Source organism: Brevibacterium aurantiacum (assembly GCF_900169065.1).
Taxonomy (GTDB): Bacteria; Actinomycetota; Actinomycetes; order Actinomycetales; family Brevibacteriaceae; genus Brevibacterium; species Brevibacterium aurantiacum.
Genome location: NZ_FXZB01000041.1, coordinates 1 through 22,217, shown reverse-complemented (window position 1 = coordinate 22,217; position 22,217 = coordinate 1). Strand labels below are relative to the sequence as shown.

The window sequence follows — 22,217 nt, the reverse complement described above, 5'->3', positions numbered from 1 at the left end:
TGGACATGGCATCATTGAAACCGTCGATGAATCGACTCCAAACGAATTAGTGAACCGTAAGCCTCACGCTCAAAAATGCTGAGGCACCAACACGGATCACGCGCTCACTCCTCAGTGAGGCACCTCGACGCTCAGGCCAGTGCCAGAGCGGGTGGAAAGCTGAGCCGATACTATTGACCTGTGCCGCCTTCATCCCTCCTGCCCACGCGCCTTCCCGCATTCAGACTCCTGGTGCTGGGAATAGTTCTCGGGCTCGTGGTCCTCATCCTCGGACCGGCACAGTCACCAGCCGCTGCCGCGGACGAGTCCCCTTCTGCAGGGTCGGCCCCAGCAGCTGCGGCGAGCAGCACCGCGGCATCGACGACCTCGGCGTCTGCTGGCACAGGGTCAGCGGGCGAGGATTCGGATGCCTCTCGGCCTCCCGACGGCAAGACCATCGTCTACGGCATACCCGGTCTGACCATCAATGATATCGATCCTGTGCGCACTCCGAACCTCTATGAGCTGTTCTCCAACGGCTCTGCCGCCAACCTCAATGTGCGCACCATCGGGTCGGCGACCTGCCCCGGTTCCGGCTGGCTGTCCATGGGGGCCGGCGCCCGTGCCCAGGCGGGCCCGCCCACTGACCCAGAACTCGAAGGCAGCAAGGCCACCTGTCCTGCTCTGAGTGCGCCGTCGAGCAGCAACGAGGCTGTAGAGAAGGCACTCGACGGTGCCGACGAGGCCGCGAACTCCGCGGCCGGGACCAGCTCCTCGAGTGATGAAGATCTCCCCGGGCAGGCTGCGAAGGGCACCACCACCGCGACGATCGATGACTTCGAGGCCATCAAGGAACCGAACGTCGACTCCGGCTACTCGGTGGACTACGGAATGCTCGCCCGGCTCGTCCGCGAACAGGGAAAGACCGTCCCACAGGGCACAGAAGCCTCGTCAGCCGCGTCGCAGCTTGAACCCTGCGTCGCCGCCGAGGGTCCGGGCGCGGCCTACGCGGCGGCCGACCAGAACGGCGTTGTGGCCAACTACACAGACGATGCCGCCGCCACCGACTGTCGACTCGGCCTCGTCGACTTAGGCTCGATCGGCTCCTCCGCCTGGCTCTATGATCCGATCCCCAACTACTCCTATACCGTTCCTGTCTTCTTCGACCGTGAGGAACGCGTCGCCGAGGCCGACGAACGCTTGGGCGACAAGCTTGAGGAAGTCCGTGATTCTGCGGCCCCGGGAAGTGAAGAGCCGACGATCATCGTGGCCGGCCTCGGGGACAGCTCGGGTCTGCCGCAGCTGCGCGCTTTCATCGCCTCCGGCCCCGGCTACGAACCCGGAAACCTGTCCTCGGCCAGCACCCGCACCCCCGGCCTCCTCCAGCTCACGGACATCGCCCCGGGCATCCTCGACCAGTTCGGCATCTCCTCCCCCAACGGCATCTCCTTCGACGTCACACCCACCGAAGACGAACCGGACGAACGCATCGACGACCTCGTGTCCGAGGCTCAGAAGGCGACGTCGATCTACCAGCACCTGTCGACGTTCTCCCTGCTCCTCGACATCATCTTCTACGTCCTGTTCATCCTGTGCGGTGTCCTCTTGGCCCGGAACCTCATCGGTCGCCGAGGTGGTGCGAGGACCGTTCCCACCGTGCACCGGTTCCTCGCCTGGGTCTCTTTTGCCGCAGCGACGCTGCCGATGAGCGCATTCGTGGCAGGCCTATTCCCGTGGGCCAGACTGCCCCACCCCGGTTTCGGCCTCAGTGTGTCGATCGCGGTCTCGGCAGCGCTGCTCTTCTGCGTCTCTCTGCTTCCGCCCTGGGGTCGGACCTGGCGTGGTCGCGTGGCTGCTCTGTCGCTGCTGAGCTTCCTCATCCTCTCCGCGGACCTCATCACCGGCTCGCACCTGCAGGGCAACTCGCTGCTGGGCTACAACCCGATCGTCGGCGGCAGGTACTACGGACTGGGCAATCAAGGTGCGGCGATCTTCATCGTCAGCCTCTTCATCTTCCTCGGCATTGCGATCTCCTGGCTGCGGGCGCGAGGGCATCGCAGACTCGTCTTCCTCCTCCCGCTTGTGCTCGGACTGTTCGCAGTCTTCGTCTCCGGCAACCCGTCCTGGGGAGCGAAGTTCGGCGGTACGATCGCCACCTTGGCCGGTCTCCTCGTGCTGTTGGCACTGGTCAGCCGGATCCGTCTGTCCATCTTCCGGCTCGTGCTCATCGGCCTCGCGTCCCTGGCTGTGCTGCTGGGCATCGCGTTCCTCGACTGGCTGCGGGAGCCGGGATCACGCTCGCACTTCGGAACCTTCTTCGACCAGATCGTCACAGGTGAGGCGCTGCAGGTCATCGGTCGCAAGCTCGGCGCGAATCTTCATATCGTGGCGATCAATCCTGCCTTGGCGATCGTCACTCCCCTGGCGATCATCGCAATCCTGTTCTTCCTGCGCTATCTGCTCCACTTCCCGAGCATCACACCTGCCACCCGCGCCGGTCGTCTGGCGAACAAGTGGCGGGGTCGCCTGCCGCAGGTGTTCGAGGACCAGGACATCCACTTCGGGTTCCTCGCCGCGGTCACCGGCATGGCGGTGGGGCTGGTCATCACCGACTCCGGCATCGCCGTGCCCTCGACCGGTGCCATGGTGCTCCTGCCCTACCTGCTGGCACTGAGCGCCGAGCATGCGCAGGAGACGATCGCCGACGCCAAGCCCCGTCGGGGCAGTACGCGGACCATCCTCATGTCTGCTGAAGATGCGTCTGAACCTCAGGGTGCACCTAAGTCCGGGACGGATCGAGCATGAGAACATCCTCGCTGCCCGTGCGCATGCTGCTCGGTCTCTTCGTCATCACCCTGCTCATCCTCGGACTGCCGCAGGGCGCTCAGGCCGCGCCAACCCGGGGCATGGATGGAAACAGTGAATCGGAAGCGGAAGCCGCCTCGGCGGGCAAGGGTCCGATCTTCATCGGTGTCTCCGGGTTCAGCTTCGAGGACCTCGATCCGCGTACGACACCGAATCTGTGGAGGATGATGCAGACCGCGCAGATCGGCACCATCACTCCCCGCAGCGTGCGGACGACCAGCTGCCCCGTCGACGGCTGGCTCGGCGTCGGCGCGGGACGGCGGGCCGCCGACGAACCCCGCGAGGAGTGCCGCCAGCCGGCCGCGCCCCTCGACGGCTGGGTCGCTGACTGGGACGTCTATGCGCAGGTCGCCAGAAGCGACAACTACGACGCCAACCTCGGCGCTCTTACGGAGTCGGTGCCCGACATCGCTGCCTTCGGACCAGGCGCCGCGATCGCGGCGGCCGATCACAGGGGCAAAGTCGACAACTGGTCACCGGTCGGCGACGACTTGGCCCAGAAGGCGGCTCGGGCCTCACAGAACGGTGAGCTCACACTCGTCGACCTCGGCGACACCACCTCGGACGGATATTCACTCAAGACCCTCGACTCACACGTCGGGAAAATTCTGGCAGCCGCCGGCTGGGTCGACCCCGACGACCCCGAACATCTGACTGTGGGCACCTCGCCGATCATCTTCTCCTCGATCGCCGACGGTTCAGTCAAGAGCTCGTCGATGCAGTCGACGATGATGCTGCGCCCCGGCGGGACTGTTGGTCTGCTGAGCTCGTCATCGACTCGCCAACCCGGCCTCATCCAGGTGCCCGACCTCGCCCCGACACTCGTCGAACTCAGCGACGGCGAGCCCATGCAGAACGCTGCCGGCGCCCCGATGAACAACCAGGATCCGGACAGCGGCTGGGAGTCGCGTTTCCAGACAGTTCTCGACCGTCAGGTTGCGGTGAAGACGCAGAACGAGCTCTCGACCTGGTTCTTCCCCGTCGTCGCCACACTCATGGTCGGTCTGCTGGTCCTCGCGTGGTTCCTGCGCAAGAATCATCGCGAGCTCGTCCACTCCGGGGCCTACCGGCTGGGCATCGTCTTCGCCGCCATGCCGGTCTCGACCTATCTGGTCAACACCGTGCCATGGGAGAGGGCGACCAACCCTGATATTGCGATGCTGGGCGCCTTGGCCGGGTGGTCTCTGGCCCTCGGGGTCATCGCCCTGCTGGGGCCGTGGCGTGGGTTCAAGCTGGGACCGGTGCTCTTCGTCAGCGTCGTCACGGTCCTCGTCTTAGCCTATGACGTGATGACCGGCTCGCAGCTGCAGATGTCGACCCTGCTGGGCGAGCCGCTGCTCATCGCCTCACGGTTCTACGGCATCGGCAACTCCGCCCTCGCGCTCTACTGCTGCGCCCTGATTCTGGCCGTCGCCGGGTTCGCATCGCTGACGAAGCGACCGCTCATGCGCATCCTCATCGTCACCGTGCCGATCCTCATCTCGAGCGTCATCTTGGCCGCCCCGGGACTGGGCACGAAGTTCGGGTCCGTGCCGACGCTGATCATCGGCGTCGCCTACCTGGTCCTCGCGGCCGCGGGCATCAGATTCTCACTCAAGCGCATGGGGCTGACGGTGGGAATCGCCGGCTTCGTAATGCTCGCGGTCCTCTTCCTCGACTGGCTGCGTCCCGCCGATCAGCGCACCCACTTCGGTCGCTTCTTCGACTCCATCATCAGCGGCGAGGCCCTGGGCGTGCTCGCGCGCAAGATCGGCATGAACATCGACATCCTCACCCAGTCGTGGATGACGCTGCTCCTTCCGCTCATCATCATCGGCGTCTTCTGGCTGGCATTGGAACCCCAGCGCTTCTCCCTGCAGGGAATGATCAACGCCTACGATCGGATCCCCCTGCTGCGGGCGGGCATGATCAGCCTCGCCATCCTGTTGGGCGTCGGCACGATCATCAACGACTCGGGAATCGTCGTCCCCGCCGTCGGCATCCTCTTCCTCGTCCCCGTTCTGGTCCACCTTGAGACCTTCGAGACGAAGCAGACAGCAGACAGCGGCGGCCAGGCGAAACTCTCCAGTTCCGTCTGACCGCCGCCTGCCTGGCCGAGCCCTAGGGTCTCAGCCGCGCCTCAGTGTCCGTGTCACACGGTGGCCTTGCGTCGGCGCACCATGCTCACGGCCATGCTGCCTGCGACGATGAGCGCGAGTGCCGCCGCCACCAGATTCATGGCCTCGAAACCGGTGCGAGGCAGATCCCCACCGTCCTTCGAACCGTTGGCGTTGGATCCGCTGCCATCGGCATTCGCCGAGGTGGCTCCCGATGCGTTGGCATTCGCCGAGGTGGCCCCGGAGTCATCCGCATTCGCACCGGTGCCGTTGGAGCCGGCATTCGATCCCGAGGCGTTCGCACTGCCGTTGTCACCGCCGGTGGCATCGGCATCCGAGCCTGCACCGTCGGAGGTGCCGTCGGCGCCGCCGTCATCACCGGCAGCGGCGTTCGCCTCGTCACCGACCTGTGCCGTGGCTTCGAAAGCGTGATTGACCGGCAGCGGGTTGTCATCCCACCACTGTGCGTCCCCGGCCTTCAGTCCCACCTCGAGGGTGACTTCACCGCTCGCGTCCTCGGGCGCAGTGACGTTGATGGCGACGTCGCTCTCACCGGCGGGAATCGATTCCAAGGTCATGGTCTTCGTCGCGGCGTCCACCGTGACCTCCGGTGCCTTCGCGGTCTCCGACTGCCCGCCCTGCTGGGCTCCGGCCGATGCCGGGCCAGCGGCGCTGACGGTGTAGCCCTCGGGCAGATCGACGGTCACGTCCACGGGTCCTGGGACCTCCGCCTCGGCGGTGGTGTTGAGGACGAAGTCCCGGTTCTCACCTGGTTCGATGCCATCCTCGGGGGCGGCGAGATCGACCGTGAGCTCACCGTTGTCGATGACGTCCTTGCTCATGTCGGCCTGGCGTTCGTCCTTGTCCGGTGAGACCTTCTCGCCAGCCTCGGTGCGGTTCTCGAAGTAGTCGACCCAGGTCTCGAAGTCCGTGCGCCCGGAGAGTTCGAAGTCACCCTCAGCGAAGGAGGAGAAGTTGTCTCCCCCGGCGGCGAGGAAGCTCAGCGTCGCAACCCTGTACTCCTTGTTCGGATCGAGCTTCTTGCCGTTGACCTCGACCGATTTCACGTGCTTGCCCTTCGCAGCATCGGAGTCGTAGACGACTTCGAGCTCCTCCGAGATGCCGAGGTGGAGGAACGGACGCGAGGCGTCGGCTGGCTGCCACTGCTCTTCGAACAGTCCGATGACGTCCGAACCCTGCATCGTTTCGACACCGTGGTCATTGGCGAAGGGCAGGACCGAGCTGAGTTCAGCGGCCGTGACTTCGCACGTGTCCTCTTTGTTGTAGATGTCATCGCATTTCAGGTCGGTGCGCAGCCCGCCCGGGTTGGTGATGCCGAAGTCGGCGTCGTCAAGCTGTGTGCCCTCGACTCCGTCCTTGAGTGCATCGGCGACGAGGTTGCCCAGGGTGCTCTCCGCACCGCGGTCTTCCTTGCCGTCCTTCGTGGCGCGGGTGATGTCCTCACTGATCTCGCCGGCGACGACGGAGCCTGGAACCTTCGCTTTTGCATCGGCATCGGCGATGATCTGGCTGACCTCATCGACGACGGGCGAGTCATAGCTCTTCTTCTCCGTCTCGATGAGTTCGGTGTTCTCGGTCGTCCAGTTGCCCTCGGCATCGGCTTCGAGCTGGACCTGACCGACGTATTCGCCGTAGCTGCCGGCCTCCAGCACGGGCCGTGTCCGGTCCGGCTCGCCGGGGACAGGGGCCTCGAAGGAGTAGGGCAGGTGGGTATGGCCGGTGAAGAGGACGTCAACGGAGGCGTCTGCCTCGGTCACGAGCTTGTTGAACTCGGCGTTCGAGGCCTTCGCCTCGTCGAGGCTCTCCGTGCTTGAGGCGCCGAGGTGGGCCTCGACGACCGTCATATCCGGCTGTTCGTCCTCGGGCAGGTTCTCGATCTCGCCGGCGACTCGGTTGACTGCGTCGGTGGGGTCACCGAATTCGAGGCCGGCGATGCCGTCGGGTGAGACCAGTGACTGTGTGTCCTTGGTGACGACGCCGATGACGGCGACCTTCACGCCACCCACATCGACCGTGGTGTAGCCCTCAAGGCCGTCGACGACGTCGGTGGTGCCCTCGCTGTAGACATTGGCCGCCAGGTAGGGGAAGTCTGCTTCGGACGAGACCCGGCCGGCCAGATCTTCCATGCCCTGGTCGAATTCGTGGTTGCCGACTGCTGAAGCCTGGACGCCGATGGCGTTGAGGACATCCAGCGTCGGGGTGTCCTGCTGTGAGGAGGAGACGTAGGTGGAGGCTCCGATGTTGTCGCCTGCGGAGAGGACCCCGGTTCCGGCGGTGCCGTCTTCGGCGGCGTACGTCGCGCGCTGTTCCTCAACGACCGAGGCGACCTGCGTGCCCGCCTCGGCGATGCGTCCGTGGAAGTCGGTGATGTTGAGCAGCTGAACCTTGGTGCCCTCGGCTGCCGCCTGTGTCGAGGTATCCTTGTCCTCACCCTCGGCTGCATCTGCACTGGCATCTGCAGGTGAGTCTGTGGACGATGAGCCACCAGCTGATGACTCGCTCGGGGATGATTCCGAGGGGCTGGTCGTCGAGGGTGCTTCCTCGGCGGAGCCGTTTCCGAGGGATGCGGCAAGTGAGGGGGCGGCGCCCGGCAGCGTCAACATTGACACTGCCGCTCCCGTTGCCAGCATCTTGGTCACTAGTCTTTTGGTCACTAGCTTCGTCATGTATGTGGTTTCCTTTGGTCATTGCATCCGCCGCACAACAGCTGTGCCTGGTGAGGATCAAGCAGACTCATTCTGCAGTGCCTAAGCGAACGATGAGTTACCTACATGTGAATGTACACAGGATTCTCACATCTGGAAAGAGGGATTCTCTCAAAAAGACGATACAAACCCTCGCTGTCAGGGTCGCCGTCGAGCTGTTGTCAGGGTCGCTGTCGAGCTGCTGTCAGGGTCGCCGTCGCGTTGCCGGGATCGGCCCAGGAGTCGGCAACTGAGCCTGTGTGGCGCTGAAGCCGGTGCCGCAATCGAGCTTGTTCTGGCTAAGCCTGTGTCCGACTAAGCCTGTGTCCGGCGGGCCATGGTCTGAGCTGCGCGGGAGGCATAGAACTCGGCCTCGGGGTATCCCACCCCGGTGAGGACGAGCCCGTGTGCGGGAGAGACGAACATCGGAACGTCGGGGTCGACTCCTGTGTCCGCCTCGGCGAGGAGCTCCGCGGGCCGAGTCACCGGCCAGGTGCCGGATCCGACCTTGATCAGCCCGCCCACCAGGGCACGGACCATGTGGTGGCAGAACGCATCGGCACGCAGGTCGATGGTGATGACCGCTTCCTGATCCCGGGTGACCTCGAGTTCGTGCAGTGTGCGGATGGTCGTCGCGCCCTCGCGTGGTTTGCAGAAGGGAATGAAGTCGTGGAGGCCCTGGGCCTCCCGTGCGGCCTCGGCCATCGCCTCGGCGTCGAGTTCGCCCTTGTGCCGCGGTGTCACGGGTGTCAGCAGCGGATCGATGAAGGATCGGCGGTCGGCGAGCCTGTACTGGTAGGTCCGCCACAGTGCGGAGAACCGAGCGTCGAAGTCTTCGGGAACCTCGGACACGGCATGGATGACGATGTCATCGGTGTCATCGACGGTGAGGACTCCACGCAGACGCGACAGCAGCGCCGCCTCGGCTGGTCGGGAGGACTTGCCGATGAGCTTCTCGATGCCCTCTTCGGCGAGGTCGATGTGAACGACCTGCCGTCTCGCGTGGACGCCGGCGTCGGTGCGCCCGGCAACGATGGTGGCCACCTCGGCGCCGGTGATCCGGGACAGCCCGGCCTCCAGTGAGTCCTGCACGGTGCGCAGCCCGGGCTGCTTGGCCCAGCCGTGGAAGTCGGTGCCGCGGTAGCCGAGGTCGATGCGGAACCGCGTCATGATCCGGCCGATCCGGTTCGGTTCGAAGCTCCAAACTGGTCCTGGGGTTCCGCTTCTGCCGAGGACCGTTCCTGGTCCGTTTCGGTGAAGGGTTCGCGGGCCTTGAACACGTTCTTGAACAGCCGCGACACGGCACGTTCGCGTTGCCGGTGGTAGAGATCGACGTTCGTGTTGTAGATGCGGGCGCCTGCCAGGATGCGTTCGGCCAGCACATTGAGCTGACCGTGCAGAAGCGCGATGGTGGTGTCGAGTTCTTCGCGGGGCCCCGTCTGCATCGCGAGAGACGAGTCGGCGGCAATCGCCCTGTCGCTGATCTGACTGGGGATCTGTGCCGCCTCGTCGATGGTCCGGGTCAGCGCGTTCTCCGCCGCAGCCCCGCGGGGGCCGAAGGGAGCCCTCTGGGCCGAGGCGAGCGCGAGTTCGACAGAGCTGAGGTCTCGGGTGGTGATCTGCTGCAGGGTTCCGATGTAGGCGGGCACGAGGGCGTGCCGACCGCGGAGTTCGACGAGCAGCTGGCGTTTGGCCTCATCGCAGAGCGAACGCGCCATCGACAGCTGGTTGAAGCGCAGGATCGTCACGGTCAGGGCGAGGATGACAAGGGCAAGCACACATGCTCCGACGATGAACCAGACCACTGCCGCCTCCCCTTCTCATTCGCTTGACCGACACTTCAGTTTACGCGGGGTTCAGACTCCTCGCGAATGGGACCAGAGCCTCGTCACCGTCGGCACTGCGGAGCGTGCGACGGATCGGGCGAGTGCGTGCGTGCGATCGGGTGAGAGCGCTCAAGCGCGGCGATTTCGGCCTATCGTCGCCGAAGGGTCGCCTCGATGTTGCCCGTCCTTCACCCTGGGGGCGTGAACTGAGTTCTGTGAGAGTAGCGATCATTGCAGAGTCCTTCCTCCCCAATATGAATGGGGTCACCCACTCACTCCTCCGCGTCCTCGACCACCTGGCCGACCGCGGCGACGAAGTCCTCATCATCGCACCAGGCACGCGCCGCGACGGTCCCAAGGAGGTCGCCGGAGCCCGCATCGTGCGGGTCCCCTCGATCGCCTTGCCGAAGTATCGGCGGGTTCGCGTCGCTCCCGGTGGAGTCAGCCGCATCAAACGACTGCTGGAGAACTTCAACCCCGATGTCGTCCACCTGGCCAGCCCCTTCGTGCTCGGCTGGCGCGGTGTCCTGGCTGCGCAGAGCCTCGACCTGCCGACAGTGGCGATCTATCAGACCGAGGTTCCTGCCTACGCTGCCCGGTACGGCATGCACGGCATCGAGGCGATGCTGTGGTCACATGTGCGCAACATCCACCAGCACGCCTCCCTGACCTTGGCCCCATCGAGCTACACCCTTGATCAGCTCTCCGAACTCGGTGTCGCCGAGGTGGACCTGTGGGCCCGTGGAGTCGATTCCTCCCGCTTCGACCCGAGTCACCGATCAGAGGCCTGGCGCCGATCAGTGGCACCGAATGGTGAGAAGATCATCGGCTACGTCGGCCGCCTCGCCGCCGAGAAGCAGGTGGAGGACCTGGCCGTCTTGGACGACGTGCCCGGATCGAAACTCGTCATCGTCGGCGACGGACCGTGGCGGGCAAAGCTCGAACGGGTGCTGCCGAATGCTCATTTCGCTGGATTCCTCGGCGGCGATGCTCTGTCTCAGGCCGTCGCGAGCTTCGACCTCATGGTCGCCCCCGGTGAGCTCGAGACCTTCTGCCAGACGATCCAGGAGGCCATGGCCTCCGAAGTGCCTGTCATCGCTCCGGCTCGTGGCGGACCGCTGGACCTCGTCGACTCCTCCCACACCGGGTGGCTCTACACGCCCAAGGATCTGGCGGCGATGCGCGAACACGTCATGGACCTCCTCGGCGATGAGGCAAAGCGCCGAGCCTTCGGCCTCGCCAGCCGCCAGCAGGTGCTCAGCCGCAGCTGGAAGAGCGTGTGCTCACAGCTCATCGGCCACTATTCGCGGGCGATCGAGAATCCGCACCCACAGGTTCTGGGCCGCGGCTTCACCGTGGCCACACCCACCACCTCCGAAGACTCCTCAACCCTCTAGGCGAGCCCTGCCCTGCGGTCTGCTTTCGGTACTCGCGGTGCCCGGGCGCCAGGACGACGCGGCCGCGCCTCAGGCTTGCGCGGCCCACTCGGCGACGGTGAGCACGGTGGCCTGTTTGGGGAAGACCTTCTCGGTGAGCACCCGGTGGACCTCCTCATCCCGGTCGGCGCAGGCGTCGGAGAGCACCGTCAGGCGGAAGTCGAGGTCGGCAGCCTGTCGGATGGTCGACAGGACCACTCCGCTGGTGGCGACGCCTGCCAGGATCAGGGTGTCGGCATCGTAGCCGCGCAGCAATACCTCGAGATCGCTGCCGGCGAAGGAGCTGATGCGACGCTTCGTTACGATCGGTTCGCCCTCGTGCCGTCCCAGTGTCTCGTGGATGCTCGTCGAGGCGTGTGCCTCATCGAGGTCGCCGTGAGCGGCGATCTGCCGAAACGATGCGGTTTCGGGGAGCGCGGGGTGACCATCGCGCAGGGCAACGCGCGCCCAGATGACAGGGATTCCCTTATCCCTTGCCGCGGCGACAGCATCGCGGGCCCGTTCGAGGACACCGGTCTTGGTGAAGGCCTCATCACCGGCTATGCCGTTCTGGGAGTCCATGGCGAGCAGGACTGGGCGCTGGTTTGCAGCCATTGTTTGTCTCCTTCGCGGATCTGCGCGGCAGTCGAAATGCGAGCCGACTGCCTTCCTTCGCTGAGGATACTCTTCGTCAGGTCAGCTGGCCGCGGATGCTCGGCGCATGACCTTCGGGCGCCCCGCTTCGGTGGCGCTCAGTCCACGATCCCGCGAGCGTCGAGTGCCCGTCCGGTGTCCTGGGCGTACTTCACCGAGCGAAGGATCGCGGGGACCACCCTAGCCTTGATGCTGGAGTCGAGACCACGTGCTCGAGCGGCACGGTCGGCCTCTCCCAGCAGTCCGGAGATGTGGGAGATGGCGCGCACCATAAGGCTCGCTGTCAGCGCGATCGTGTCCGGGCTGGCACCGAAGAAGCGCAGTGGTGAGACGATCACGGTGAAGGTGTCGAGCAGCTGTGCCACGGTCGTGGTCAGGGTCAGCAGCATCGCAGCCTGGACACAGGCGAACACAGTGCCACCGACCGTGAGGCCGGCGTGCAGAGATCCGAAGAAATACTGCATGGCTATGACGATGAGGATCAGCACCGCCGCATAGAGCCAGGTCTTGAGGAAGTGACGCAGCCGCAACTTGGCGGTGAAGCCGAGAACGACGAGGACGGCGAACATCGACCAGTTGATGATCGGGTCGCGGAAGATCAGAGCCACAACGCCGATCAGGGCAATGACGACCAGCTTCACCCCGGTCGGCGTTCTGTGCAGCCAACCAGGCGTGTGCGCCACCTTCCCGAACAGCTGCGGCCTGGGTCGAATACCAGCGCGGGACGTCCGGCTCACGAAGAGTCGCTCATGATCAGCTCGCGGTACATTCGCGTCGCCTCGTCGGGAGTCGAGTCGTGGACGATGCGTCCGGAGTCGACGACGAGGGCGCGGTCGGCCATCCCGGCGAAGTCGAGGTCGTGGGTGGAGAAGATCACGCGCACACCTCGGCGGGCGACAAGGTCGGCCAGGAGTTTCCGCAACTTCTCCTTGTTGCGCAGATCAAGCAGCGTGGTGGGTTCGTCGAGGACGAGGATCTGCGGATCGACTGCCAGAACGGCAGCCAATGCGACCAGCTGACGTTGGCCGCCGGAGAGCTCGTAGACGCTGCGCTCGGCCAGATCGGCGATGCCCAGTTCCTCCAGCACGGCCAAGGCCGCGGCGCGGCGCTCCGCCTTCGGAACACGTTTGCGCAGGGAGAGCTCGATGTCTTCGAGCGGGGTCGGCATCACCAGCTGCGCCGCCGGATCGGTGAAGACGAAACCGACCCGCGAGCGGACCTGCTTCGCCTCCTCGATTGGGTCGAGACCGTCGATGAGCACCCGACCGGAGTTGGCCGTGACCAGGCCGTTGAACAGCTGCAGCAGAGTGGACTTCCCGGAGCCGTTGGCCCCGATGATCGCAATCGTCGATTCATCGAGCGTGACGTTGACGTCGGTGAGGATCGGGCGATAGACATCACCGGCAGGGGTGTCATCGAGGACTCCCACGGAGACCTCGGAGAAGCTGATCTCCCGCACCCGCTCCCCCATGCTCTCAGGCTCCGGCTTCCGACCGAAGATCACTGTGCCGCAGTGCCTTCAGAACGAGTGCCTTCCGAGCCAGCACCTTCAGACCCAGCACCAGCGGTCTGAGCATTCGGACCTGGCGTCGGGACACCTCGGCGACGGAGGACATCGGGGAATGCCCGGTGGATGAGCAGTGCGACGGAGACGGCGAGGACGTTCTTGATGATGTCACCGGGCCAGTACGCGAGGTCGGCGACGGCGGCCACACCCAGGGGCAGGTCGGCGTTGATCGACATTCCGAGGATCCCCAGCGGGTGGTTGAGCAGCAGGCTGGAGCCCAGTCCGCCGATGAAGAGCGCGATCCACAGCTTCGATCCGCGGAAGCGGCGAATGGCCCAGCGGGCGACGAAGCCGGTGGCGAGTGCGTAGAGCGTGAACGACAGGATGTAGCCGGCGCTGGGACCGGCCAGGACGCCGATGCCGCCGCTCATGCCGGAGAAGATCGGCAGGCCCAGGAGGCCGAGCACGACGTAGAGCAGGACCGCCGCTCCCCCGCGCCACGGGCCCAGCACCAGACCGCAGAGCGCGATGGCGAAGGTCTGCAGGGTGATCGGCACACCGGCCGGCCCGACGGGGATCGGCGGCATGATCGCGAATGCTGCGAGCAGTGCGGCGAAGACCGCGATCAGGGCGATGTCGCCGGCTCTGCCAGCTGTGGCTTTCTGCCCGGCCCTCGCCGAGGTGGTGCTGCCGGTGTGTGCGTATGACATGAGTTCTCCGATGGTGAGGTGGCACCCGAGACCTACTCGGGCACCACCCACCTTAACTGAACACTGTTCAGGAGTTGTAGTCGGGGAACAGAATCATTCCCATTCGATGGTGCCCGGAGGCTTGGAGGTGACGTCGAGGACGACTCTGTTGATGTCGTCGACCTCGTTGGTGATGCGGTTGGAGATGACCGAGAGAACGTCGTAGGGAACGCGGGTCCAATCGGCGGTCATGGCGTCTTCGCTGGAGACCGGGCGCAGCACGACCGGGTGGCCGTAGGTGCGTCCGTCACCCTGGACACCCACGGAGCGCACGTCGGCCAGGAGGACGACCGGGCACTGCCAGATCTCTCCGTCGAGGCCGGCCTTCGTCAGCTCCTCACGGGCGATGGCGTCGGCCCTGCGCAGGATCGACAGACGATCCTCCGTGACCTCGCCGATGATGCGGATGCCGAGTCCGGGACCGGGGAAGGGCTGGCGGGAGACGATCGCCTCGGGGACGCCGAGCTCACGGCCGATGGCGCGCACCTCGTCCTTGAACAGGGCACGCAGGGGTTCGATGAGTTCGAAGGTGATGTCATCGGGCAGCCCGCCCACATTGTGGTGGCTCTTGATGTTCGCGGTGCCCGAGCCGCCGCCGGATTCGACGACGTCGGGGTAGAGCGTGCCCTGGACGAGGAAGCCGATCTCTTCGCCCTCATCTTTGGCCTCGGCGACGAGGTCGGCGGAGGCGGACTCGAAGGTGCGGATGAATTCGCGGCCGATGATCTTGCGCTTCGTCTCCGGATCGGTGACGCCGGCGAGTTCGGACAGGAAGCGCTCACGGGCATCGATGGTGACCAGGCGGACGCCGATCGAGTCCACATAGTCGTTCTCGACCTGTTCGCGTTCGTTTTCGCGCAGGAGGCCGTGGTCGACGAAGACGCAGGTGAGCTGGTCACCGATCGCCTTGTGGACCAGTGCTGCGGCCACGGAGGAGTCGACTCCGCCGGAGAGAGCGCAGATGACCTTCTTCGATCCCACACGGTCGCGGATGAGTTCGACCTGCTCGTCGATGACGTTGGTATTGGTCCAGTCGGCGCTCAGGCCGGCGACGTTGAACAGGAAGTTCTCGAGGATCTGCTGCCCGTATTCGGAGTGGAGGACCTCTGGGTGCCACTGCACTCCGGCGAACTTGCGTGCCGCGCATTCGAAGGCCGCGACTGGGGTGTCCGCGGTCGATGCGAGGACATCGAAGTCAGCGGGCGCCTCGGCGACGGAATCTCCGTGAGACATCCAGACCTTGTAGCTGTTCGGGGTCTGGGCCAGAAGCGAACCGGTGCTGGAGACCGTGACCGGGGTCGAACCGTACTCGCGCTTGTCGGTCTTGGCCACCCGTCCGCCGAGGGTGGTCGACATCAGCTGGAAGCCGTAGCAGATGCCCATGGTGGGCACGCCGAGATCGAAGACAGCGGTGTCGAATCCGGGGGCGCCTTCATCGTTGACGCTCGAGGGTCCACCCGAGAGCACGATGGCGACTGGCTTCTTGGCTGCGAACTCCGCTGCCGGTGCGTCATGGGCGATGATCTCGGAATACAGTCCGGCCTCGCGGATCCGTCGGGCGATGAGCTGCGCGTACTGCGCACCGAAATCGACCACGAGGACAGGAGGCACCTGTGTGCTCTGGGTTTGCGTCATGCCCCAATTCTAAACACCGGGCACCCAGCTCCCAACCCGAGGTTCAGCGGGCGGACGAACCGCACCGTGCCAACCTCGCCGAGGTGGTCCTCAGCTCTTGGGTGCGACCACCACGGCCGCGGCCAGTTCAGCTTCGACCTGGCGATGGATCTTGCGTTCGAGGATGAACGACATCACCGGGACCACTCCGGCTAGGGCCAAGACGATGTAGCGGCCCAAGGTCCAGCGCATCTGCTGGTTGAGCCAGAAGCAGCCGATGAGGTAGACGACGTAGCACCAGCCGTGGCAGATCGCGATCGCGGCCGCGAGGTTGAATCCGCCGAAGTTGAGTGCCGTCGCGGAGTCAGCGGCGATGAGGTACTTGTAGATCATTTCGACGGTGAGGATGAGAAGCATCGTTCCGGTGATGATGGCCATCACCCGATAGAACTTCAGGGCGTTGCGCGCCGAGGTGAAGCGTTTGACGCTCCACACATCGTTGTCATCGAAGTCGGGGCGGGAATCCAGGGACTCGGGTTCTTCGCTCACGCTCAGTTTCCTCCGGTCGGGGTGGTGTTGGTCGAGTTGTCATCGGTGGAGCTCTTCGAGGCAGAGCCGCGGCTTCTGCGAGGCTTCTTCGCTCCATGTCTGTGGGCGGGAAGCCCGGTCAGTCCCGACATCACCTTGGGGTCGATCGAGGACTGGCCGGCGGACTTCACGACAACGTACTCGACGCGGTTCGCAGGATCCTGAGAATCGGAGCCCTCACCGAGTCGGCGGCGCATGAAGTCATCGCGCAGCAGCTGCCACCACATGTACAGGGCCATGCCGGCGAAGATCAGCCATTCGATTGCGTAGCCGGCGGACTGCAGGTCGAATCCGCCCTCGTCCCGCGTTGTCGTCGGCGGCACGAATGCCAGTCCGTCTGTTGCGACGGATGCGGCATCACCGGTCGCCGATTCGGGGATGAGGAACCCTGAGTAGGTCAGCAGGTCGGGGAACAGGTTGATCAGCTGCGAGGTCGAGACGCTGCGCACCTGGCCCTCGGGCAGCGAGTTTCCGGGCATCGGACCCTCAACGGGACCGATCTGCGCCGTCATCTTGACGGGGCCCTCTGCCGCACGGGATTCCATGGCGGTCTTCTCATCGGTGGTGAAACCACGCAGAACCGGAATCGCGATGGTCTTGTCTTCGGCGTCGGCACCGACAGAGGCACCGAGGCGGGCGTCATCGGGGGCGAACATCGTGACCACCCAGAAGCCCTTGTCTCCGTCGAGGACGCGGCCGGGAACGACGACCTGAGCATCGGGAAGCCAGTGCCCGGACAGACTGACCCGCTGATCGGCAAGGATGCCGGGCATCGGGGCCTGCGCCTCCATCACCTCGTTGAACGGCTCGACCTCCTCGACATCGGCCGATTCCACAGCATCATTCTTATGCTGAGCACGGTCGACCTGCCACGCCGAGAGTCCGACGAAGCAGGTGACGAGAACGAGAACGAACAGCAGGGACCCCAACCATTTGGGGGTCAGCGCCAGGCGGAACAGATCAAACCACCGATCCAGGCTGATAGGGCGAGACGGTGACGTCGACGCGCTGGAATTCCTTCAGATCGACATAGCCGGTGGTGGCGAGGGCACGACGCAGGGCACCGGCGAGGTTGAGTTCGCCGATGGCGGTGCGGCCGGGCCCGAAGAGGACCTGTTCGAGACTGCCCACTGTTCCCAGCTCCACACGGTGTCCGCGGGGAAGCTCGGGGTGGTGTGCTTCTGCACCCCAATGCATCCCGCGGCCCGGAGCCTCGGTCGAACGGGCCAGGGCGGTGCCGAGCATGACGGCATCGGCGCCGACGCCGAAGGCCTTGACGATCTCGCCGCTGGAGCCCAGTCCGCCATCGGCGATGACGTGGACGTAGCGGCCGCCGGATTCGTCCATGTAGTCACGCCGTGCGGCGTGGACATCGGCGATCGCGGTGGCCATCGGAGCATGGAGGCCCAGGGTCTTGCGGGTTGTCGCGGCCGCTCCCCCGCCGAAGCCGACGAGCACGCCGGCAGCGCCGGTGCGCATGAGGTGCAGGGCTGCGGTGTAGGTGGCGGCACCGCCGACGATGACGGGGACGTCGAGTTCGTAGATGAACTGTTTGAGGTTGAGCGGTTCCGTGTGCGAAGACACATGCTCGGCCGAGACCGTGGTGCCGCGGATGACGAAGATGTCGACTCCGGCATCGATGACGGTCTTGTAGAACTGCTGGGTCCGCTGCGGTGTCAGAGCACCGGCGACGGTGACTCCTGCTTCGCGGATCTGTTCGAGCCGGGCCGTGATGAGTTCGGCCTGGATGGGTGCTGAGTAGAGCTCCTGCATCCGTGAGGTCGCCATCTCCGCAGGCAGCTGAGCGATTTCGGCCAGCAGCGGAGTGGGGTCCTCATAGCGGGTCCACAGGCCCTCGAGGTCGAGTACGCCCAGGCCACCGTGCTTGCCCAGAGCAATCACGGTCTCCGGTGACATGGCGGAGTCCATCGGGGCGCCGATGAAGGGGAGATCGAACTTGTAGGCATCGATCTGCCAGTCCAGCGACACATCCTCGGGATCTCTCGTACGCCGAGCAGGGATGACGGCGATGTCATCGAGGGAATAGCCGCGACGACCGCGCTTGCCTTTGCCGATTTCGATTTCAGAACTCACCCGAACAGCCTATCCCACAGCCCTGACGCCGGGGACTCAGCTCACTATGAGGAACACCGCGTCTCCCCTGTCAGAACCAGCTGGAGATCGCTTGGAACCAGCTGACGATCGCTTGGGATCAGGCGAAGATTGCTTGGGATCGGTCGCAGCCGACGGCCACTCAGCGGGACAGGTAGTCGGCCACAACCGCCTCGGCGGCGGTGACGAAGGAGCGCACGTGCGGCAGATGCGCCTCGCGCTCACGCACGTGCATGACGACGCGGCGCACAGGTGTGGGGTCGGTGAGGCCGACAGCGGTCAGTCCCGGGCGCAGCTGAGCCGACGACAGACGCGGCAGAACGGTGATGGCCAGGTTCGAGGCGACGAGGGCGAGGGCGGCGAACTCGTCTTCGGAGGCCGCGAAGGTCCGTGGCTCGAATCCGGCGGCGGCGCAGGCGAGGTCGACGACCTTGCTGGTCGGGCCCGCCCACAGGTCGTAGTCGACCCACCGCTGGTCTGCGAGGTCCTTGAAGGGGACGGACTCGAGGCTGGCGAATTGGTGCCTGTTTGAGACCACGACTCTGTAGTCATCGTCGAAGAGGACAGTGCGCGTCATTCCGGGCAGGTGGACCTCATCGTCCTGGGGCACTTCGCTGCGGATCTCGATCGTGCAGTGGCTGCGGCGGACCTTGGCCGGCTCATTGAGTTGGATGTCGAAGCGCATGTCCGAGTGCTCGAATGCGACCGGTTCGATGATCCCCGGCAGCAGCCCGGCGTTGAATGAGGTGAATGCCGCGATGCGCATGCGGGGTCGGTTCACGGTGCGGAAGCTCTCCACAAGGGTGTCGAGCCTGCTCAGGCCGGTGAAGACATCGGAGGACTCCTCGGCCAGGCGTTTGCCCAGGTCGGTGATCTCGATGCCGCGCCCTGATCTGCGGTAGAGGGGGACGCCGACGGCCTTCTGCAGGTTCGTGATGTGCTGGCTGACCGTGGCCGATGTGTAGTTGAGGCTCTTGGCGGCGTCGACGACGGAGCCGGTGGCGACGACGGCCCGCCAGATGCGCAGTCGGTTGAGATCCCACATGTGCTCAGGTTAGCCGATGATCGTTCGGTGATGCCGAATGGTCGTTAGCAAATGATTGCTTTTCCCGATGTGTTCTCTCGGGCTGTTCTGCGGCAGACTTGAGTCAGAGCCCTTCGCGCCCGGGTCAGAGTGATTCGCGGCGACCATCCCGGGCCGTCATCGTGCAGCGTCGCATTTGCCACTCCGACCAGGCCACCCGCCTGGTCGCTGTCCTTGAAGGAGCACCATGACCGGAGCCGAGCTCATCACCATCGCCGGAGCCGCGACCGTCCTTGCCGTCACTCCCGGCCCCGAGACGATCCTCACCGTTCGCCTCTCGGCCCTGCGTCGCAAGGCTGGCCTGATCTATTCGCTCGGCTCGGCCACTGGAATGACGGTGTGGATGATCGCGGCGCTGACCGGAATCTCCGCGCTGCTCACCACGTTCCCTTCGGCCCTGCTCGTCCTCAAGGTCGTCGGCGGGCTCTACCTGTGCTTCCTCGGCATCCTGGCCGCTCGGCAGGCTCTGCGGATCCGGGCCGAACTGCGTGGGACTCCCCCGCGCGGACAGGTCAGTGAGATCGCAGCAGCCACCGATGATCTCGTCATCAGCGAGGCAGTCGATACCGGTGCCGTGGTGGGTGCAAGCGACGTGGTGAGTGACGGCGCCGTGGTGGGTACCGGCACCGAAATCGGCACCGGATCCGAGGTCAACGCTGCACCCGATGGGAAGAAATCCTGGGGTCAGCTGCGCTCGGTCATCTCGTATCGTCGGGGTCTGATCTCGTCGTTGAGCAACCCGAAGGCGGGGCTGTTCTTCCTCGCCGTCATGCCGACCCTGGTGCCATCCTCCGCCGCCGGCGTCGACTACCTGCTGCTGATCTCGGTCGTGATCGGGCTGATGCTGGCCTACCAGATCCTTCTCGCCTTCATCGCCGGCATGGCAGCGGCCGCACTGCAGAGGAGAAGCACCGACTTCTACATCGAGGCCGTCTCCGCCGTGGTCCTCGTGGTCATGGGCATCGCCGTCATCGCCATCCCGGTGTAACAGCAGGTCTGGATAAAAGCAGCTCTGCAGAGAAGCTGTTCTGCAGAGAAGCGCAGCCAGAAGTTGCCGAAACACAAAGGTGCGGGCCAGGGTAAGTTACCCCGGCCCGCACCTTCTTCATGTCATCTGGTCAGCTGGCAGGCGGTACGGGACCGCTGCCTCCTGGACCACTGCCTGCGGTACCACTGCCTGCAGGACCACCGAGCGGGCCGTCGTCCCCGGTGCTGGTGCCACCGTGTCCGGTGCTGCCGACTCCGCCGGTTCCGATTCCGCTGTTTCCACTGCCGGCAGTATTAGCACTGCCTGCGGTGTTGGCGCTGCCTGCAGTGTTGGTGCTGCCAGCCGGACGGCCGGCTCCACTGTCGTTGTCGACTGCGGTTTCGACCTCGGCTTCAACCTTGTTGAGCATCTTGGCGGCGGCATCGCGTCCACCGAGACCGAAGGCCAGCGCAGCTGCTGCGGCTCCGCCGATGACCACTGCACCGAAGGCCAGGTTGATGATCGAATCAGCCAGTCCCATGTAGCGCAGGCCCATCGCGATGAAGAGTGCGATGGCCGAGTAGCGCAGCACCTTGCTCGCCACATTGTTCGTGATGAACTTGCCGATCAGTACCGCAATGAGGAATCCAGCGGCGATGATGGCGGCGCCGAAGAGGACGCTGCCGCCGAGGTCGAGGATCTCGTTGAGTATGTTCGTAATCTCGGGGAAGCCGAGCATACGAGTGGCCATGATGGCGAAGAAGATCATGATCGCAACCTGCACGATCTTGGTGATCACGCTCGAGGCACTGGTGCCCTCAGGAACGATTCCGATCGAATCGACTGCCCGATCCGTACCGACTCCGCGCAGAACCTCTTCGAGGAGGTTGCCGAGGAACTTCGCAATGACCCCGCCGATGGCCAGCAGGATGCCGGCCGCGATGATGGCAGGAATGGCACTGAGGAAGAGCTCCAGCATCTGCTGTGCCGGCTGCGAGATGGCCGCAATGCCCAGAACCTGGAGTGCAGAGATCGAGACCACGATGATGATGATTCCGAAGACGAGGTTGCCGACAAGAGACGAGATCTTGGCGTTCGCCTCAGCATTGGGGTTCCCGGCGCCGGGGTGACCCTGCTGGGGCTGTCCTGGGTGACCCTGCTGGGGCTGTCCCTGGTAGCCCTGCTGACCCGGATGTCCGGGCCGCTGTCCTGGGTGGCCCTGCTGGGGCTGGCCATAGGCTGCCTGCTGGGAGTTGATGTTGTTCTGCTGCGGGGCGGTGCCGGTGGCCGACTCGGCCAGGCCCGTGGCGCGGTCACCGAGCGAGCTGAACTTCGACGTCAGCTTTGTCAGATCGACGGCGTTGAGTGCGGTCTGAACCAGCTGCTTGGCGATCTTCGCGAAGACGAAGCCGATGAAGAAGATGAAGCCTGCGCCGATGATGTTGGGCAGGAACCCGAAGATTCCGTCGAGCAGTCCCTGCAGCGGACTGAGGACCTGGTCGAGGTTGAACAGCTGCAGAACGGCGATGAGCCCGAGCAGCCAGATGATCAGGCTGCCGATCTGACCGATCGACTTCCCGATCTGGCGTCCGTCGCTTCCGTCACGCTGCAGTGCCGGTATCTTCGTCACCAATTTCCCGATCGCCCATTTGACGATCGAGGCAAGTATCCATGTGACGATAAGTATGAGAATTGCCAGTCCCACTTTCGCAAGAACTGACCACAAGTCCGACATTTGCATTTCCGTCATCTCCTTCATCTGCAGCGAATGAACACTCGAATTCGTAGCGAATGAACACTCATATTTTCGCTGTTGCTGATTTGGAGTCTATTCACAACGGACACTCAGAACAAGGCTTTTTGACAGGTGAGAATCGAATGATGACCCAAATGAAGATGTCTGCAGAAACCCGTCCATAGACGTATTTCAGGCTCATCGTAATTGAGAGTGTAGAACCGGTCTGAAGCCACCGGACTCGAGCAGACACCTGGCGATGTAGTGGGTGATGTTACGGAACCCCAGAGCAGACCCGCGGAGGTGTTCAAGCCTGCCGTT

At 64.6% G+C, this 22,217-nt stretch carries 17 protein-coding genes; 4 read left to right on the top strand and 13 right to left on the bottom strand.

What is annotated here, in order from left to right:
• Nucleotides 1–180 precede the first annotated feature (180 nt).
• Nucleotides 181–2,784 (top strand): alkaline phosphatase family protein, encoded by a 2,604-nt coding sequence (locus BAUR9175_RS18265; RefSeq protein ID WP_101584870.1) that lies wholly within the window; start codon nt 181–183, stop codon nt 2,782–2,784.
• A complete protein-coding gene (locus BAUR9175_RS18260) occupies nt 2,781–4,922 on the top strand; it encodes a hypothetical protein (protein WP_101584869.1) in 2,142 nt (713 codons plus the stop codon). Before BAUR9175_RS18265 ends, BAUR9175_RS18260 begins: the two co-directional genes overlap by 4 nt.
• Before the next feature lie 53 nt (nt 4,923–4,975).
• Here the strand turns inward: BAUR9175_RS18260 and BAUR9175_RS18255 are convergent, their stop codons facing one another.
• From BAUR9175_RS18255 to BAUR9175_RS18245, 3 genes are all read right to left on the bottom strand, one after another.
• A complete protein-coding gene (locus tag BAUR9175_RS18255; RefSeq protein ID WP_257944376.1) occupies nt 4,976–7,564 on the bottom strand; it encodes a bifunctional metallophosphatase/5'-nucleotidase in 2,589 nt (862 codons plus the stop codon).
• Between the two features lie 396 nt (nt 7,565–7,960).
• Nucleotides 7,961–8,815 (bottom strand): tRNA pseudouridine(38-40) synthase TruA, encoded by an 855-nt coding sequence (truA, locus tag BAUR9175_RS18250; protein ID WP_096145978.1) that lies wholly within the window; start codon nt 8,813–8,815, stop codon nt 7,961–7,963.
• A complete protein-coding gene (locus BAUR9175_RS18245; RefSeq protein WP_009883867.1) occupies nt 8,812–9,450 on the bottom strand; it encodes a hypothetical protein in 639 nt (212 codons plus the stop codon). The genes truA and BAUR9175_RS18245 overlap by 4 nt, the downstream gene beginning before the upstream one ends.
• 236 nt (nt 9,451–9,686) lie before the next feature.
• Between BAUR9175_RS18245 and BAUR9175_RS18240 the strand changes: the two genes are divergently transcribed.
• Nucleotides 9,687–10,868, top strand: coding sequence for a glycosyltransferase family 4 protein (locus BAUR9175_RS18240; protein ID WP_240513631.1), 1,182 nt, complete (start codon nt 9,687–9,689; stop codon nt 10,866–10,868).
• Nucleotides 10,869–10,937: 69 nt separating this feature from the next.
• On the opposite strand, the gene BAUR9175_RS18235 is transcribed toward BAUR9175_RS18240, so the two are convergent.
• The 9 genes from BAUR9175_RS18235 to BAUR9175_RS18195 all read right to left on the bottom strand — a co-directional run bounded on the left by BAUR9175_RS18235 (nt 10,938) and on the right by BAUR9175_RS18195 (nt 19,155).
• On the bottom strand, nt 10,938–11,501 hold the full coding sequence (locus BAUR9175_RS18235; protein ID WP_101584865.1) for a cysteine hydrolase family protein: 564 nt from the start codon (nt 11,499–11,501) through the stop codon (nt 10,938–10,940).
• 137 nt (nt 11,502–11,638) lie between these two features.
• Nucleotides 11,639–12,277, bottom strand: a complete 639-nt coding sequence (locus BAUR9175_RS18230; RefSeq protein ID WP_240513629.1) for an energy-coupling factor transporter transmembrane component T family protein — start codon at nt 12,275–12,277, stop codon at nt 11,639–11,641.
• Nucleotides 12,274–13,011 carry an energy-coupling factor ABC transporter ATP-binding protein gene (locus BAUR9175_RS18225; protein ID WP_029417266.1) on the bottom strand — a complete coding sequence of 246 codons (738 nt, stop codon included), beginning with the start codon at nt 13,009–13,011 and terminating at the stop codon, nt 12,274–12,276. The genes BAUR9175_RS18230 and BAUR9175_RS18225 overlap by 4 nt, the downstream gene beginning before the upstream one ends.
• Nucleotides 13,012–13,040: 29 nt before the next feature.
• Nucleotides 13,041–13,757: a biotin transporter BioY gene (locus BAUR9175_RS18220; protein ID WP_009883861.1), complete on the bottom strand. Its 717-nt coding sequence runs from the start codon at nt 13,755–13,757 to the stop codon at nt 13,041–13,043.
• A 93-nt stretch (nt 13,758–13,850) separates the two neighbouring features.
• Nucleotides 13,851–15,431 carry a glutamine-hydrolyzing GMP synthase gene (gene guaA / locus BAUR9175_RS18215; protein ID WP_101584864.1) on the bottom strand — a complete coding sequence of 527 codons (1,581 nt, stop codon included), beginning with the start codon at nt 15,429–15,431 and terminating at the stop codon, nt 13,851–13,853.
• A gap of 90 nt (nt 15,432–15,521) precedes the next feature.
• Nucleotides 15,522–15,959, bottom strand: a complete 438-nt coding sequence (locus tag BAUR9175_RS18210) for a DUF3817 domain-containing protein (RefSeq protein WP_009883859.1) — start codon at nt 15,957–15,959, stop codon at nt 15,522–15,524.
• Between the two features lie 2 nt (nt 15,960–15,961).
• A complete protein-coding gene (locus BAUR9175_RS18205; protein ID WP_009883858.1) occupies nt 15,962–16,927 on the bottom strand; it encodes an SURF1 family protein in 966 nt (321 codons plus the stop codon).
• 31 nt (nt 16,928–16,958) lie between these two features.
• A complete protein-coding gene (locus BAUR9175_RS18200; protein WP_009883857.1) occupies nt 16,959–18,092 on the bottom strand; it encodes a GuaB3 family IMP dehydrogenase-related protein in 1,134 nt (377 codons plus the stop codon).
• Between the two features lie 160 nt (nt 18,093–18,252).
• Nucleotides 18,253–19,155: a LysR family transcriptional regulator gene (locus BAUR9175_RS18195; RefSeq protein ID WP_101584862.1), complete on the bottom strand. Its 903-nt coding sequence runs from the start codon at nt 19,153–19,155 to the stop codon at nt 18,253–18,255.
• Nucleotides 19,156–19,381: 226 nt separating this feature from the next.
• Here BAUR9175_RS18195 and BAUR9175_RS18190 point away from each other — a divergent pair, with 226 nt between their 5' ends.
• Nucleotides 19,382–20,182 (top strand): LysE family translocator, encoded by an 801-nt coding sequence (locus BAUR9175_RS18190; RefSeq protein ID WP_096157391.1) that lies wholly within the window; start codon nt 19,382–19,384, stop codon nt 20,180–20,182.
• 130 nt (nt 20,183–20,312) lie between these two features.
• Here BAUR9175_RS18190 and BAUR9175_RS18185 read toward each other — a convergent pair whose 3' ends face one another.
• On the bottom strand, nt 20,313–21,911 hold the full coding sequence (locus tag BAUR9175_RS18185; RefSeq protein WP_236850470.1) for a mechanosensitive ion channel: 1,599 nt from the start codon (nt 21,909–21,911) through the stop codon (nt 20,313–20,315).
• Between the last annotated feature and the right edge of the window lie 306 nt (nt 21,912–22,217).